The following is a 15,456-nucleotide window of genomic DNA, read 5'->3' on the forward strand; positions in this document are numbered from 1 at the left end:
TTTTCCTTCCACTTTTTTGAATTGAACGAAGTAAGGAGATAGAATTTTGCGAAAACGAAAGAATCTGATTAGTGAGGTAAAAAAAAGGCGTGTACTGCTGGTGGCATTGGTAGCGTTGGCCTTGATTCATATAACGCCAGCATATGCGTCAGAAATTCTAAACGATGCAACACCAGCTTTGAAAAAGAATATGAAAAATACGTCCTTTGCAATTGGGGCAGGGGAGACAGTGACGACTTGGTCTGGCAACAAGGAACAGTCTGGGATAATTAATGTTCGGTACAATGGCAATATCGTTGTTCTAGGCGGCGGGATTTGGCGCCCTATGGATGCAACGTCACTTAGATTGCAAAACGGGACTTTTGAATTATATAAAGACGCCTTAGTGGATATGTCTTATAAATATGGGGAAAACTATCCGGCTAACAGTTGGAACAGTAATATCACTAGAAGTGATCGAGGTTTTATAGCTTATAATGCTATTCTACATAACGGGGCAATTTTGCGTATGAATGTAAACGATGATTATTCGGATGATTTTGCTTTTGATAATCCTCAACTTACCGCTGGCGAAGATTCCGCTATGGTTAAGGTACAGATTCGGTATTGTAAAAACTTCGGCGGAACCGACTGGGAAGCCAGTAAGGCGAATTATTTGTCGGGAAGCACTAGTAATATTATTTCTCTGTTGAATTTAGATTCGAATGTAGCTAATAAGCTTAATTTTGTAGGACAAAGCTATTATATTGATGATTCGCTACACAAGTATCTATTTGTGCCGGAATTAACATCAGAGACTTCTACAGATCCTTATACTGGTGCAATCTCCAAATCTTATAAAGTAGACTGGACGGCAACACGCACCGATCTTATTTCTCAGGGGGTACTCAGCGCGGCCAATGCCCAGTTGTCAATGCGCAATCTATGGCGAATGGAGGACGGCTTGTTCTGGAAACGGGGTGAAGAGCTGCGTTTCGCGAATTCACAGGGGCAAAATGAAGGGGCAGATGGTCCTTGGGCGCAGGTTTGGCGTGGAAAGTATAGTTTTGACGGTGCATATGGCTCTGACTTTGGGCAAAGCTACAACGGTATTCAGGTCGGTTATGATAAAGCGCGGGAAGGAAAGTTGTTTGGCGGTAAACTGTATACGGGACTCTTTCTGAGTTTATTAAACTCAGATGTCGATTTTCGTCAACATACCATGAAAAGTGGGCTAGATGAAGCACTTTATAGCAGTTCTATAGGCGATTTAAAGAGTAAGGGCATTGGTCTGTATACGAGTTGGCTTGGCGATAAGGGACATTACCTTGATTTGACCGTCCGTGGTTCAAAACTGAATAATAAATACAAATATTATGATGCAGATGATGTTTTGTATGACAATGATTATAGCACATGGGCGTATGGTGCTGGCTTTCGCTATGGGTATCAAAAGGACTTGCCTCGTGGGTGGTATATACAACCACAGGTCGGTATTTCCTATGGCACGATGAAAGCGTATAGTTTTATCCAGGCTAATAATATGCGGTATAACCAAGATAAAATGGAAATGCTCATCGGGCGCCTAGGGATCAGTGCTGGACGAAATTTTGGCAGCGGCGATAGGCAAGGCACTGTGTACGCTCGTGCCGCAGTCAATCACGATTTTAAAGATGGCGGCAGTGCGAGTGCTGATGCTATGAATTATAGTTCATACTATCAAAAGAATGTGGTGGCATCCAGCATGGCAATGGACAATCTGGCAGGCCATGATACCTGGTATGAATTTGCCGTAGGAACCAATCTGCAGACCGGCAAAGATAGGAATACTTTTGTCGAATTGACGAAAACCGTTGGCGGCAAAGTCAATACCGATTGGCAAGTCAACGCCGGCATGTCCTGGCGTTTTGGCGGGGGTGTCTCACCGCAGACAGCAAAGCCGCCACAAGCCGATAAGACGATCCAAGATGATCAATCGGTTAGTGGAGTGAGCAAAACAGTTGACGATGAGAAGCTGATAACGCCAACTGCTCAAACTTTTGAACAGCCAGATAATAAAATACAGGTTAACCAAGAAGATCAGTCTAAGACTGATCAAGCTACTCAGGTAGAAGCTGCCAGTCAGACAGATACTACAACGGTCATTACGAATGCATTTGCTCCAGAGACGGCACCGATTGTTACCTTTGACAGTGAATCCGGTATCTTTACCCTAACACCGTTGGTTGTTGAAGGGAAACGTCCCGATTGGGAGAAAAATCTTTCTCCGGGAACTGTTTCAGTTATCCACGTGCCAGAGTACAAAGGTGAAATGAAGAACCTGCCAGACCTTTTGCAGACGGTATCGGGTGTTTATGTGCAAAGACTAAGCGGTACTGGACACCACACGGTCGCCAGAGTTCGTGGATCAAGCGGTGGCCAGGTCAATATCTACATTGACGGTGTACTGGTCAACTCTACCGCTGATGCAGCAGTAGATCTTTCCACCATCCCGATTGAAAATGTTGATCATATTGAAGTCTATCGTGGGTATGTACCAGCACGGTTTGCTGGCTCGCCTTTGGGTGGTGCGATCAATATTGTGACCAAAAAACCGCAGGAAACTAAAGGAAGTATTTCCACAGGGATGCGTTCCTTTAACGGTTATGCTGGAAATTTAGAATTGACTGCACCGCTTGGTGAGGGAAGTTTGTTGTTTGCCTTGAACCGTGACCAGTCTAAAGGAGATTTCCATTATGATAAGTATCATCCGTGGGGAAATGTGCATGATAGTGCCGAACCTCGCTGGCGACGAAATAATGACTATCATAACACGGACGCTTTGTTAAAATGGCAGGATGATCACTGGTTTGCTAAACTGACCTACAAAAACAATGGGACGGGGCTGCCAGACTCTGCCTCTCAGGACTGGGCCGATGCGTCCCTTGACACTATACGTCAGCATTATGGGGATAGAGTAGCAGAGTCCGTTATGAAGCTAAATAATAGATATTTGGAGACAACCAAAACAGAGTTGCTGCTAGGGCGACGGCAGACAACTGGTAATCTGGAATGGGGATGGAAGCTAGATACCTCTTACCAGAATAAAGAATCAACGGCTGCTCAGTTTAAGGCGTCTAGTTCAGGAATTACTGCGATTGCCGATAACGAGTTTCATAATCGGCGTTATGAGGGTGCGATTGATGGTAGCTGGAAAATAGGGAAAAATCATCTGGTGGAATTCTTATTTGACTATTCTAGAGAGACTATGAATGTCGATACCAACAATTTTGATGCCTGGCCGCAAAATGTCAAGAGCGTTACTGGTGTGATTGATTCTTATAAGCAATTTTTCAAAACCGATTATAGTACCGATAATTACTTCTTCCAGGTGCAGGATACTATGAGGATGAATCGCAGTGGTAATTTTTCTTTTACTCCGGTGTTGCGTGCTCAAAAGATGACGATGAATGTTGATTTGGGTGATCCCGATATCGGGCAATGGCTCTATTCTTATGGATTGGGTCTTAAAAAAGTACAGAATGACCACTGGACTTTTCGTGGTACCTATGGGACCTACTTCAAATTCCCGAATTTTTATGAGCTTTTTGGTGACGGAGTCAATGTGTTGTCCCGCTGGGAGATGTATCGCAGCAGTTACTCTGATTTTCTCCTGAATTCTTATGTAGAGCATGGCAATAGCTGGGATGTCAGCGCCAATTGGCAGGGGAAAGCTTTCAAGGCAGACACCGATGTGACACTGACCTATTTTAACCGAGAGGTTAAAAATCTAAGTACTTACGCGATCAATCCGTATGGTTATGGGTATTATTCTAACCTAGCTGCCGGTAAAATTCAGGGAGTGGAACTGGAGGGCAAATTGAACTGGCGGCGGTGGAGCCTGTTACAATCCATCACTTGGAATGATTCGTTAATAACTAAAAGCGGTATGTTCAATATGGTTACGAAAGCCGAATCCCAAGCGGGAAATCCGTTTCCTTGGGTACCGGAGTGGGAAACCAATACCCGTTTAAGCTACCGTTTTCCAGGTGATAAGCTTACCGTCTTTGGTGAATATCATTATCTAGGTAAAACCGGTGTCTTCTTGGGTGAGTCATCTGCACTTTATGACTCGCTTGGGTTGACCAATATTGGTCTGAAATATGATTTCAATACTACAGTTAAATTGACTGCTGGCGTCAACGACCTGTTCAACAAAGGTCCGAACCAGTTGTGGCGTAGAACCGGATACGGATCTATGGACGGTATCGGTAATGTTGCTTATCCGCAGCAAGGTCGGACGTACTATATGACGGTACAGTATTTCTTTTAAACAGAAACTTCACAACGCTGCAGCTATGACCACAACTAGGCCTTGAAATTATTTTATCTAGGCCTAGTTGTAGATATTAATAACATAAAATATTGTAAATTTTTGAATTGAGGGGGTGTTTTGATGAAGCAGTACGTAATATTGCAAGACAAGCGAAAGGTGGGTACCGGCTGGTGCCCGCCATTGCCTGATTTACGCGACTATAATGAGTATCATCCTAATCTGGAAGAAACTGTACAGAAATTGGGCATAGCCAATGACGTTTCGTTACCGAATAAGATAGATTTACGGCAATGGTGTACGCCAGTTCAAACGCAAGGAAAACTGGGGGCTTGTACTGCACATGCGGCGGCAGGAATCATTGAGTATTTTGAAAATCGGTCCTTTTCCCGGAATATTGCCGCTTCCCGGTTGTTTATTTATAAAAATGCACGTAATTTACAAGGCGTGACTGGTGACAAAGGCGCTTATATCCGAGATACAATGGGCGCCTTGGCATTGTGTGGGGTGCCACCAGAAAAATATTGGCCCTATACTGAGAAGGTTCCGGACTTTGATAAAGAGCCGACTTCTTTTGTTTATGCGGTAGCCGATAACTATGAGGCTCTACAATATTTTTGCCACAATGCAGCAAGTGCGAATAAATCGCCTACTGATGTACTTTTCAGTGTGAAAAAGTATCTTACTGCTGGTATTCCTGCCATGTTTGGTTTCTATGGATTTTCTTCGTTTATGCAGTCGGATGTTGCTGGCGGAATTCCCTATCCTGGGGTAGATGAACAGGCACAGTGGGGGCATGCCGTGACCGCTGTTGGCTATGATGATGCAATCAAAATCAAAAATACCCAATATAACAAGCAAACAATCGGTGCACTTCTAATCCGCAATTGTTGGGGTAGTAACTGGGGCGACGCTGGATATGGTTGGCTGCCCTATGAATATGTACTCGATAAACTGGCGACAGACTTTTGGTCGCTTTTGAATATGGAATGGGTAGAAACTGGGCAGTTTGGAATTTGAAGGATACGAGGGCAGGCAAAACTTTAGTTGCTATTACATAGAAAGGAAAGTGAAACAATCAAATGGAGGAAGCAACGCGTTGGCGTAAAGCAGCTATCATTTCACTGCTAATGCATGCATGCTTTTTGTCAGTCATTGGGTTACTGATTGCCAAGACGATCACAATGGATGAAGTTCCGGAACGGTATATTGAGGTGGAATTGATTGGTGAGATAAGTAGAGACGGTACAGTGATGGGGAATTCTGTTGTTGGTGATGCTGGTAGCAATAAAGTTTCGGATATGTCTGCTACTGTATCTCATGCTAGCACTTTGATAACAGAGAAAGTGCAGACGCCGTCGGTCGTGACTGACACGCATAGTTTGTCAGTACTGGCAACTGAACCTAGTGCACAATCAATAGGTGTAAGCGCCGCTTTTGCTTCCAAAGGCGGAGGCACAGCGGATACGGGATCCGGTAATGGTACAGGAAACGGTGCCGGTTCTGGTCTAGGAGCAGGGAAAGGAAGTAGTGGAACTGGAAGTGGCAGATCGGGTAATGGTGGCGGCGGTATTAATTTGCCAAGCATTCAATCGCATGTTGAACCTACCTATCCGGATCAAGCAAAACAAGCAGGTCAAGAAGGAACGGTAGTACTCCAAGTTCAAGTATTGGAAAATGGCAGTACTGGAAATGTTGTCATTTATCAGTCCAGTGGCTGGCGTTTATTAGATGATGCAGCCATAGAGGCGGTAGAGCAATGGAGTTTCAATCCAGCAAAGGAACGTGAATCTGGTCAGGCGATAGTATCTTACATTACAGTGCCAATGATATTTCGACTAAAGACATGAAAGCGATAAAATTCTTTAAAAATATAACTTCTGCCAAATTGTTCGAGAACTTGGCAGAAGTTATATTTTTATAAGTAAAGATGAAACGAAATCTTGTAGTTTTCACACGTAACAAAATAGTCTTTTTTTTATCTGATTTTAGTCTTGGATAACAATTCTTTTGTTCTTTGTAAAAACGTTTGTACTTTTTTAACCTGGATAAGTCCTTAACATTTACGAATCAAGAAAAATGTCGTAAAATAGAAGTCATGTTGCGATAAAGGATTTATGATTCCCCTGAAAGTACAAATGGATGATACGATTTTTGAGTTATCATAAACTTGTTATCATAGTATATCCATAGTTTTTTCAATTGCCCCGCATAACCTCTTTGTCGCAAGGTCGTTTGTTTAAAAGAATTTAGAAAAAGAGGTTATTTCATGAAAGAACAGCAAGACTCTGATATTCTGCATGAGGGATTGCATCGCGGCTTAAAAGAGCGGCATGTACAACTCATCGGAATTGGCGGCGCTATCGGCGTCGGACTTTTTCTCGGTTCAGCTTCAGCCATAAAAGCGGCTGGGCCATCGATTGTTTTAGCCTACGGACTGGGTGGAATCTTTATCTATTTCATTCTTCGTGCGCTCGGTGAACTTACAGTAGAGCAGCCGATTTCCGGTTCTTTTACTGCTTATGCTTATCAGTTTATTGGCCCTCTGGCGGGCTATCTTACCGGTTGGTCCTATTGGCTTTTTTGGGCTTTGGTTTGTATGTTGGAGACAACTGCCACCGGCATTTATGTGCAGTTTTGGTGGCCGGATATGCCGCAGTGGATTGCGGCATTGGCCTGTACGGTCTTCTTAACGGTAGCAAATCTTGCCTCGGTAAAAGTGTTTGGTGAATTTGAGTTTTGGTTTGCATTGATCAAAGTTCTCGCAATTATTGCTATGATATTTTTTGGCTTCGCGATGATTTTATTTGGTATCGGCAATGATGGTATTGCGATTGGATTTTCTAATCTTTGGTTGCATGGAGGGATTTTCCCGAATGGGTTATCGGGCTTTATTACATCTCTAGTCATGGTAGCGTTTGCTTTTTTAGGTATGGAATTGATCGGTGTGACTGCCGGTGAAGCTGAAAATCCTGAGAAAACAATTCCGGCAGCAATAGATAAGGTATTTTATCGTGTTTTAATTTTTTATGTTGGTTCGTTGCTCGTTATCCTTTCTGTCTATCCATGGGAACAGATCGGCACAATGGGAAGTCCGTTTGTCTTGATTTTTGATCGTTTAGGAATTCCGGCAGCGGCTGGGATTATCAATTTTGTTGTTATTACAGCATCTTTGTCGACTGGTAATAGTGGTATTTATGTGACTGGACGTACGCTTCATAGTCTGGCACTGCAAGGAAAGGCACCAAAATACTTTGTCAAGCTCAGCGAATCGGCTGTGCCGCATCGTGGTATTTTGGCTTCTGTTGCCATGATGGTATTGAGCGTTGTTCTTAATTACTTTATTCCGGAAGAGATATTCAGCTATCTGATGAGTGTTATTACGTTTATCGGAATTTATGTATGGTTTATTATTATTTGGTCACAGCATAACTATCGTCAAAAACTTAGTGCGGCAGAAGTTGCTGAACTTAAATTTCCTATGCCGGGTTATCCGTACACTAGTTGGATGACACTTCTCTTTTTAGGATTTGTTATCTTTGCGATGGCGATAGATCAAGGGCATCGGATTTCTCTGGTGGTTGGACCTTTGTGGATGTTAATTCTGACCGGAATTTACTATAAGGCAGGATATCATAAAACGAATGAGGAAGAGACTAAATCTCTTAGCCCACAAATTAATCATGATTAAAAAGACTCAGCCTTTGGGCTGAGTTTGGCGTATAGACAAACTATGGACAGATAGGTAGCGGGTCGGTGGTGATAAGCACTCATCTGCGTCGTTACAGCAAGGTGCTGTTCGTCGACGTACAGAAGTACGACTCCTTCACAACCCCTTCACAACCCCCTACTGCGCCTAGCATCTGAGCACTTCTCACCAACTGGCAACCTATCTTCGTACTAGTTTATAAGTGAAACGAATTTCGTTATTTTCTAAGTTATCGACATAAATATATTATTTGCTTACAGTTTAAGACTCAGCCTTCGGGCTGAGTCTTTCAGCGTTTTGGACGAATAAAATAGTTGGTTGGGAGGTATTACTAAACTTCTAGGAGAAGATAAAGTGATGATAAACATTCCTTCGTTCGTGATGAAAATTGTTTTTTTAATTATGTAAATCGTAAAGTTGAGGTTAACTATATATGCAAATCATTGTTTATATTCTTATTGGAAGTATCGTGCTTATTTTTTTGCTTTTGAAATTCTATCCGCCTTTTGGAAAGAAATCGTCCAAAGAGCAAATAGAGATATTTAGACAATCTCCAAATTTCTCGGAGAATAAATTCGTGAATCAAATTCCTACACCTATGGAGATGAGTGCAAAAACTTTATTTAGTGCATTGAAAGATTTTATAAAAGGAAATCCGAATCGAAAACCTGCCAGCCCTATTCCTGTAGAGTCTTTGCACAATGAGAGTTTGGAAGGTAAACAGCAGATCATCGCTACTTGGTTTGGACATTCTACTGTGCTGCTGGAGTTAGAAGGGAAAAGAATATTATTAGATCCCATGTTTAGTCAAGCACCTTCTCCGGTTCCTTTGTTCGGTACTAAGCGTTATAGCAGAACTTTGCCGAGTGAAATAGAAAATTTGCCGCCGATCGATATGGTTCTTATATCGCACGATCATTATGATCATTTAGATTACGATACAATCATCAAACTAAAAGATAGGGTTAGCCAATTTTGTGTTCCTCTCGGCGTGGGTAAACATTTGGAGCTTTGGGGTGTACCCAAAGCGTGTATTAAAGAATATGATTGGTGGAATGAAGCGCAATTTGGCAGTCTGAAATTGGTTGCTGCACCAACGAGGCATTTTTCAGGCAGAGGATTGTTTGATCGCAATACAACCTTGTGGTGCTCGTGGATCATGATTGGTGAACAAGCAAACGTCTATTTTAGTGGCGATGGCGGATATGGGCCGCATTTTGAAGAAATCGGCGAAAAGTATGGTCCTTTTGATTTGACTTTAATGGAATGTGGGCAATACGATAAACGATGGTCAGCGATTCATATGGCTCCTGAGCAAACAGTGCAGGCCCATCAGGATTTGAAGGGAAAAGTTATGATTCCTATACATTGGTCGGCTTTTTCACTTGCCTTTCATGACTGGACGGATCCGATTGAGCGAGTAACGAAGGCTGCACAAAAGAATCACATAGAAATACTTACCCCGAAAATTGGTGAAAGTGTTGTGATTGGAGATAAACGATATGTGAATTCTATTTGGTGGAAATAAAGAACACGTTTTTGCCGTGTACGCAAAAGGTTAAAATCTCCTTTTGGCTGGTAAAGTCAAGGATTAAACCATTTAAAATATGCATGATGACTTTGGCGAAGTAGGATATTGTAAGCTTCTCTATTGCCAAAATCAAAGAGTGTTGCTATAATGGTGCTAGTTAAATTTACAAAAAAATTTTACTTAGGATTGTTACTGGTGACAGGCAAAACCTAAATCAAATGCGGATAGAAATTCTATTTGCACTTGATTTAGGTTTTTTTATTTCATATATGAATTTTATTTATTTGGGAGGTAAAAGATGATGAATTACAAAATGCCAGAGGGATTTTTATGGGGTGGCGCAGTGGCGGCCAATCAGTGTGAAGGTGCATGGAATGTTAATGGTAAAGGACCAAGTAGTGCTGATTGTATGACGGGTGGAACGCTTCATGTGAAAAGAGAATATACCCATGGAGTGGAAGCAGGAAAGTATTATCCGAGTCATGAAGCGATTGATTTTTATCACCATTATAAAGAAGATGTGAAACTGTTTGCTGAGATGGGATTTAAATGTTTTAGAACCAGTATTAACTGGACGCGGATTTTTCCGGTAGGCGATGAGGCAGAGCCGAATGAAGCAGGATTAAAATTTTATGATGACTTATTTGATGAATGCCTGAAATATGGCATTGAGCCAGTGGTGACGATTTCTCACTACGAAACGCCATATGGTTTAGTTGAAAAATACGGCACTTGGGAAAATAGAAAAATGGTCGGTTGCTTTGAAAATTATTGCAAAGCAATTTTTAAAAGATATAAAGATAAAGTGAAATATTGGATGACCTTTAATGAGATTAATGCCATTGCATTTATGCCCTCTATTGCCGCTGGTATTCATATGGAAGTTGGTAACGTAGATCCAAAAGTTTGTATGCAAGCAGCACATCATCAATTTATTGCAAGTGCAAAAGCTGTAAAATTAGGACATGAAATTAATCCGGAGTTTAAAATTGGCATGATGATGTTATATCCATATACATATCCAGAAACATGTAATCCGGTAGATTCAATTGAGGCCATGGAAATTATGGATATACATTATATTTTTTCTGATGTGCAAGTCAGAGGTTGTTATTCAAGAAAGGCAAAAAAATATTTTGAGGCAAAAGGCATACATATTGTGGCAGAACCAGAAGATGAAGCCGTATTGCGTGAAGGAACTGTCGATTATATAGGTTTTTCTTATTACATGTCATCGGTTGCGAGTGCTGAACCGGCCAAAAAAGAAGCTGCAAAAGGCAATATGATTCACGGTATTGCCAATCCATATCTTACAGCAAGTGAATGGGGATGGCAGATTGATCCGATTGGCTTGCGTATGTCTTTAAATACGTTGTATGACCGTTATCAAAAACCACTTTTCATCGTTGAGAATGGTTTAGGTGCTGTGGATCAGGTAGAGTCGGACGGCAGTATTCATGATTCGTATCGTATAGATTATCTACGCTCCCATATCGAAGAAATGGCGAAAGCCGTCAATCTGGATGGTGTCGACTTGATGGGGTATACACCTTGGGGGTGTATTGATTTAATTAGTGCATCAACAGGTGAAATGAAAAAACGCTATGGATTTATCTATGTGAACAAAGACAACGAAGGCAAGGGCGATATGAGTAGAAGCAGGAAAGACTCGTTCTATTGGTATAAAAAAGTGATTGCAAGCAACGGTGAAGCATTGTAAATAAGATAGTTGTCACGTTTTTCGGTATTTTTGTGTCTAAAAAGAGAGAGTTGCATGTAAGCGAGAGGTGGCTGCCATGATAATAAAAAAGATACTCAACAATAATGTCATTATCACTGAAAATGAAAAGGCACAGGAAATTGTAGCGATGGGGCGAGGCATTGCATTTAAAAAGCGCTGTGGCGACGATGTGCCAAGCACGGCAATTGATAAAATATATACGCTTTCTAATCAAGAAATTTTTCGGCGGTTTGAGCAGCTTGTTCAGAATCTTTCATTGGAATACATGGAGATATCAAGTGAGATTATTGAGATGGCGGAGAAAAAATTACAAAAAAAACTTAATGATTGTGTCTACATATCACTTACCGATCACTTGCATATGGCAGTTACACGTTTTAGAGAAGGTGCTGTTGTCAAAAATATGATGGATTGGGAAATCAAACGCTTTTATCGAGATGAATATGCAATCGGGGAAAAGGCGTTAGGGATGCTGAATCAAAAATTTGGTTTGGAATTGCCCGTTGATGAGATTGGCTTTATTGCATTACATATTGTGGATGCGCAAATTGATAGCGATATACCAATGGCTGATCATATAACGAAATTGATACAGGAAATTACGAATATTGTGCGGCATACCTGCGCAGTGGAATTTGATGTAGAGTCTCTACAATATTATCGTTTTATTACGCATTTGAAATTTTTTGCAAAACGTATGTTTACAGAAAAAGAAATTGTTGCTGAAGTTGATGAAGAAATAGAAAAACTCTTTCAGAAAAAATACGTGGCAGCGTATCGGTGTGTGCAAAAAATCGATACGTTCATTCAGATGAAGTACAAATATCAGGTGAGTGCAGATGAAAAATTTTATCTGATGATTCATATCGCTAAGGTAATAAGAACAAATTGAGTTTACCAAGATGAAAAGAATAAAAAGTCTATTGTTTTATCGATTGTTCTCAAAATATAATTTTGAGGACGGTTTGAAAATAGTTAATAGAAAATTCAAAATAGTCTTGACATATTTTGCTTGGTCTTGTATAATTCAAATCAATAAGTGGGATGGTGACATTAGGTTGGCTACACCGTGAGAATGGGTTTTAAAAACCTGTTCTCGGTGTAGTCAATTTTTGTTTGTCCACTTTTAAGGCATTTTAGTTCTATCGTTTGGATGGTGACATTAAGTTGGCCAAACCTTCAAGATTTGAATCATCAAATTTACAATTTTGGAGGGAAAACAATGAAAAAAGAGTTAGCAGCATTGGGCCTTTGTACCGTGATTTTTTGTGGCAGCTTACAAGCCGAGGCCGCACCGGGGTTTTTCCAAGAAGTACCCACTGGCGACTGGTCTTATGAAGCCGTCAATGGGCTAATTGCTACAGGACATGTAAATGGCTACACCGAACCGATACCACAAGGCCGTATTATGAGCCGCATGGAAATGGCCTTGGTTGTAGATGATGCCATGCAGAATCTCAAGGCATTCACAGCTGGTGAGCAGGATACGATTCAGAAATTAAATAAAGAATATTATTATGACATCAAAAAGGTACAGATGTTATCGAAGCTCGACAATGCGGAGTTGGAAAAGGCTGAAAATGAGGTGAATGGCACGACCTTTACGGAAGAAGAAAAAGAGAGTCTCAAGAGAGCAGCAGCTTTGGCGGATAAACTTTCTATCAATGGCTATGCCCGCTTGCGCAACGATCACTTCCTAAAGGAGACGAAAAGGACGACCCGGGCAAATATGGTTCATGTGCAGGTTCAGACGACGTATAAGGTCGATGATAATTGGCAAGTACATACCGATCTTGGCTATCGTAATTCTTTCAGCGGCTTTGATGAATTGAAATCTCTTTCGCCAAATGAAAATATGACCGGTACCACTATGGATACCTATGTGACTGGTCGCATGGCAGACAATGCTCTCGGACTTAAAGTCGGCAAGTGGAATGAATGGAACGTTTACGGTTGGGGCATGGATATCGACTGCGATTTCTCCGGTGTGCAGCTGGATTATGGTAAAAAAGATTTCAAGACCTATTTCACCACGGGTAAGATGGATCTTTGGGATGATGCCATGGGTGGGGACCGGAAGTATCAACAAGTTACCAGTTTGCGCTCCTTCTATCCGTTTGACGAAAAAAATGACATTAATTTCGGTGTTGCTTGGACCTCCGCTATGGCCAGCCGTTACCAAGATCCTGATCAAGGGCGTGTATTCTATTACTATGCCCATGCACGCCACAAATTTGACGACAACTGGAATGTTCGTGTGGGTCTCATTGACAGCAACGCAAAACGAGATGACAATAACGTGGTTGCAGGCACCAAGACGAAACAGCCGGGCCGCTGGCTGCAACTGCAGTATAAGGGTGCCAACCTGCAAGCTCCCGGTTCTTATGGCATTACCACTACTTATCGCTATGAACCGGCGCTCAGCTGGCCAACGGTTACAGACTGGTGCGGACTCAATGAACGTTTCATCCGCCTTGGCGTAAGCTGGGTACCGGCAAAAAATGTACTCTTTGATACCTTCTATACTTGGGCAAGAGAAATTGATACCGGTGAGAGAGATGACATGTTCCGCTTCCAGACACAGTTCTTCTTCTGATGAAGGAGTAGAAGAAAACCATAAAGGGAGATGCTTTGTATGAAGCTGAAAAAACTTACAAAAGTTGTATTTGGCATGATGGCTTTAGGAACGATGATGTTTAGCTCAGTTGTCAGTCTTGCAAGTCAAGCGCCGAATGATGTAAAGCCAAGAACGATCGTCATGACGGATGGCGAGGTTGATGATATGGATTCGTTCTTAAGATTTTTGCTCTATACGAATGATCTGGATGTAAGAGGTATCATTTATACCAGTTCTATGTGGCATTACAAGGGGGACGGCAGGGGAACGCAGTTTACTACCCATATGGATATTGTCAAATCATATCATCCGGGTTGGCACACTGATCTTCGTTGGTGTGGAACAGATTGGATTAAAGAATATATTGATCAATATCGCACGGTTTATCCGACGCTTTTACAGCACGATAAAAATTATCCGTCGCCGGATAAGCTGCAAAGTCTGGTTCGTGTGGGCAATATTGATTTTGAGGGTGAGATGAATTACGATACCGAGGGCTCGAATTTCATAAAAGAGGCGCTTCTTTCTGAGGATGAAACGCCAATTTATTTTCAAACCTGGGGCGGTGCTAATACGTTTGCCAGAGCTTTGAAATCTATCGAAGATGATTATAAGGGGACGGCGGAGTGGGACGGGATGTATCAGAAGATCAGTAAAAAAGCTGTCCTGTATAATATCATGGATCAAGATGATACATATAAAACCTATATTGCTGTTAAATGGCCGGATATCAAGGTTTATTACAACAGCTGGCAGTTTGGCAGTCTGGCCTATATATGGCCGAAAACCGTACCGGAGGTACAGCAAAAATACTTCCGCGGTGAATGGATGAAAGAGAATATACTGAAAGGACCGCTTATTGGCGGCTATATGACCTATGGCGATGGGCATAAGCTTGCAGGCGATCCGGAGGACAAATTTGGTTCGATGGAAGAAGCCACGAAAAACGGTTACGGAAAATATGACCTGATATCTGAAGGAGATTCTCCGTCCTTCCTATATCTTATCAATAATGGTCTGCGTTCTATTGAAAGTCCAACCTATGGCGGCTGGAGCGGTAGACTTTCGCCGTCGGTTTCTACCAAGAATCTTTGGGAGGATAATGAAGGTTCTTTTGACTACAATCCGCATACGAAAAAGTTGGATAAATACTATTCGCAGACGCGATGGATTGATGCCATTCAGAATGATTTTGCTGCACGTGTAAAATGGACGATGCATGATTACCAAAACGCGAATCATGCACCGCAGGAAATTAAGATTCAGGAAGGTCTTGACATCAAGGTGAAGCCCGGGGAAAAAGTCACGCTGCATGCCTCAGCCAGCGATCCGGATGGAGACACGTTGAACTATAAGTGGTATCCATATGAGGAAGCCGGATCATATCGTGCACCTGTTGCGATCAAAGGAAAGGGAGAAGAGGCAAGCCTTATGATACCTGAAAATGCCATAAAGGGTGAGACCATTCACATTATTCTAGAAATAACAGATAGCGGGAAGCCGCCGATTACTCGTTATGCTAGGGTAATCATGACGGTTGAGTAGGAGAAAAATCAGTTCTTTGGAT

Annotated in this window: 9 protein-coding genes; all 9 read left to right on the forward strand. The window is 41.8% G+C overall.

Annotated elements, in window-relative coordinates:
- Nucleotides 1–46: 46 nt before the first annotated feature.
- The 9 genes from BN6559_RS12760 (at nucleotide 47) to BN6559_RS12800 (ending at nucleotide 15,434) form a co-directional block, all read left to right on the forward strand.
- Nucleotides 47–4,291, forward strand: coding sequence for a TonB-dependent receptor domain-containing protein (locus tag BN6559_RS12760; protein WP_110955074.1), 4,245 nt, complete (start codon nucleotides 47–49; stop codon nucleotides 4,289–4,291).
- A gap of 123 nt (nucleotides 4,292–4,414) precedes the next feature.
- Nucleotides 4,415–5,311: a C1 family peptidase gene (locus BN6559_RS12765; protein ID WP_110955075.1), complete on the forward strand. Its 897-nt coding sequence runs from the start codon at nucleotides 4,415–4,417 to the stop codon at nucleotides 5,309–5,311.
- A 62-nt stretch (nucleotides 5,312–5,373) separates the two neighbouring features.
- Complete coding sequence (locus tag BN6559_RS12770; protein ID WP_110955076.1) at nucleotides 5,374–6,141, forward strand: energy transducer TonB; 768 nt, start codon at nucleotides 5,374–5,376, stop codon at nucleotides 6,139–6,141.
- A 419-nt stretch (nucleotides 6,142–6,560) separates the two neighbouring features.
- Nucleotides 6,561–7,982, forward strand: coding sequence for an amino acid permease (locus BN6559_RS12775; RefSeq protein ID WP_110955077.1), 1,422 nt, complete (start codon nucleotides 6,561–6,563; stop codon nucleotides 7,980–7,982).
- A 595-nt stretch (nucleotides 7,983–8,577) separates the two neighbouring features.
- Nucleotides 8,578–9,528, forward strand: a complete 951-nt coding sequence (locus BN6559_RS12780; protein ID WP_199883985.1) for an MBL fold metallo-hydrolase — start codon at nucleotides 8,578–8,580, stop codon at nucleotides 9,526–9,528.
- A 301-nt stretch (nucleotides 9,529–9,829) separates the two neighbouring features.
- The gene (locus tag BN6559_RS12785) at nucleotides 9,830–11,251 is read left to right on the forward strand and encodes a 6-phospho-beta-glucosidase (protein WP_110955079.1); all 1,422 of its coding nucleotides are present in this window, start codon (nucleotides 9,830–9,832) and stop codon (nucleotides 11,249–11,251) included.
- 76 nt (nucleotides 11,252–11,327) lie between these two features.
- Entirely contained in the window at nucleotides 11,328–12,164 is an 837-nt protein-coding gene (licT, locus tag BN6559_RS12790; protein ID WP_110955080.1) for a BglG family transcription antiterminator LicT, read from the forward strand.
- 330 nt (nucleotides 12,165–12,494) lie between these two features.
- Nucleotides 12,495–13,868: a hypothetical protein gene (locus BN6559_RS12795; protein WP_110955081.1), complete on the forward strand. Its 1,374-nt coding sequence runs from the start codon at nucleotides 12,495–12,497 to the stop codon at nucleotides 13,866–13,868.
- Nucleotides 13,869–13,907: 39 nt separating this feature from the next.
- Nucleotides 13,908–15,434, forward strand: a complete 1,527-nt coding sequence (locus BN6559_RS12800; RefSeq protein ID WP_110955082.1) for a DUF1593 domain-containing protein — start codon at nucleotides 13,908–13,910, stop codon at nucleotides 15,432–15,434.
- Nucleotides 15,435–15,456 lie beyond the last annotated feature (22 nt).

Origin of the sequence: Massilibacillus massiliensis, assembly GCF_900086705.1 — a bacterium.
Lineage (GTDB): Bacteria > Bacillota > Negativicutes > FLKF01 > FLKF01 > Massilibacillus > Massilibacillus massiliensis.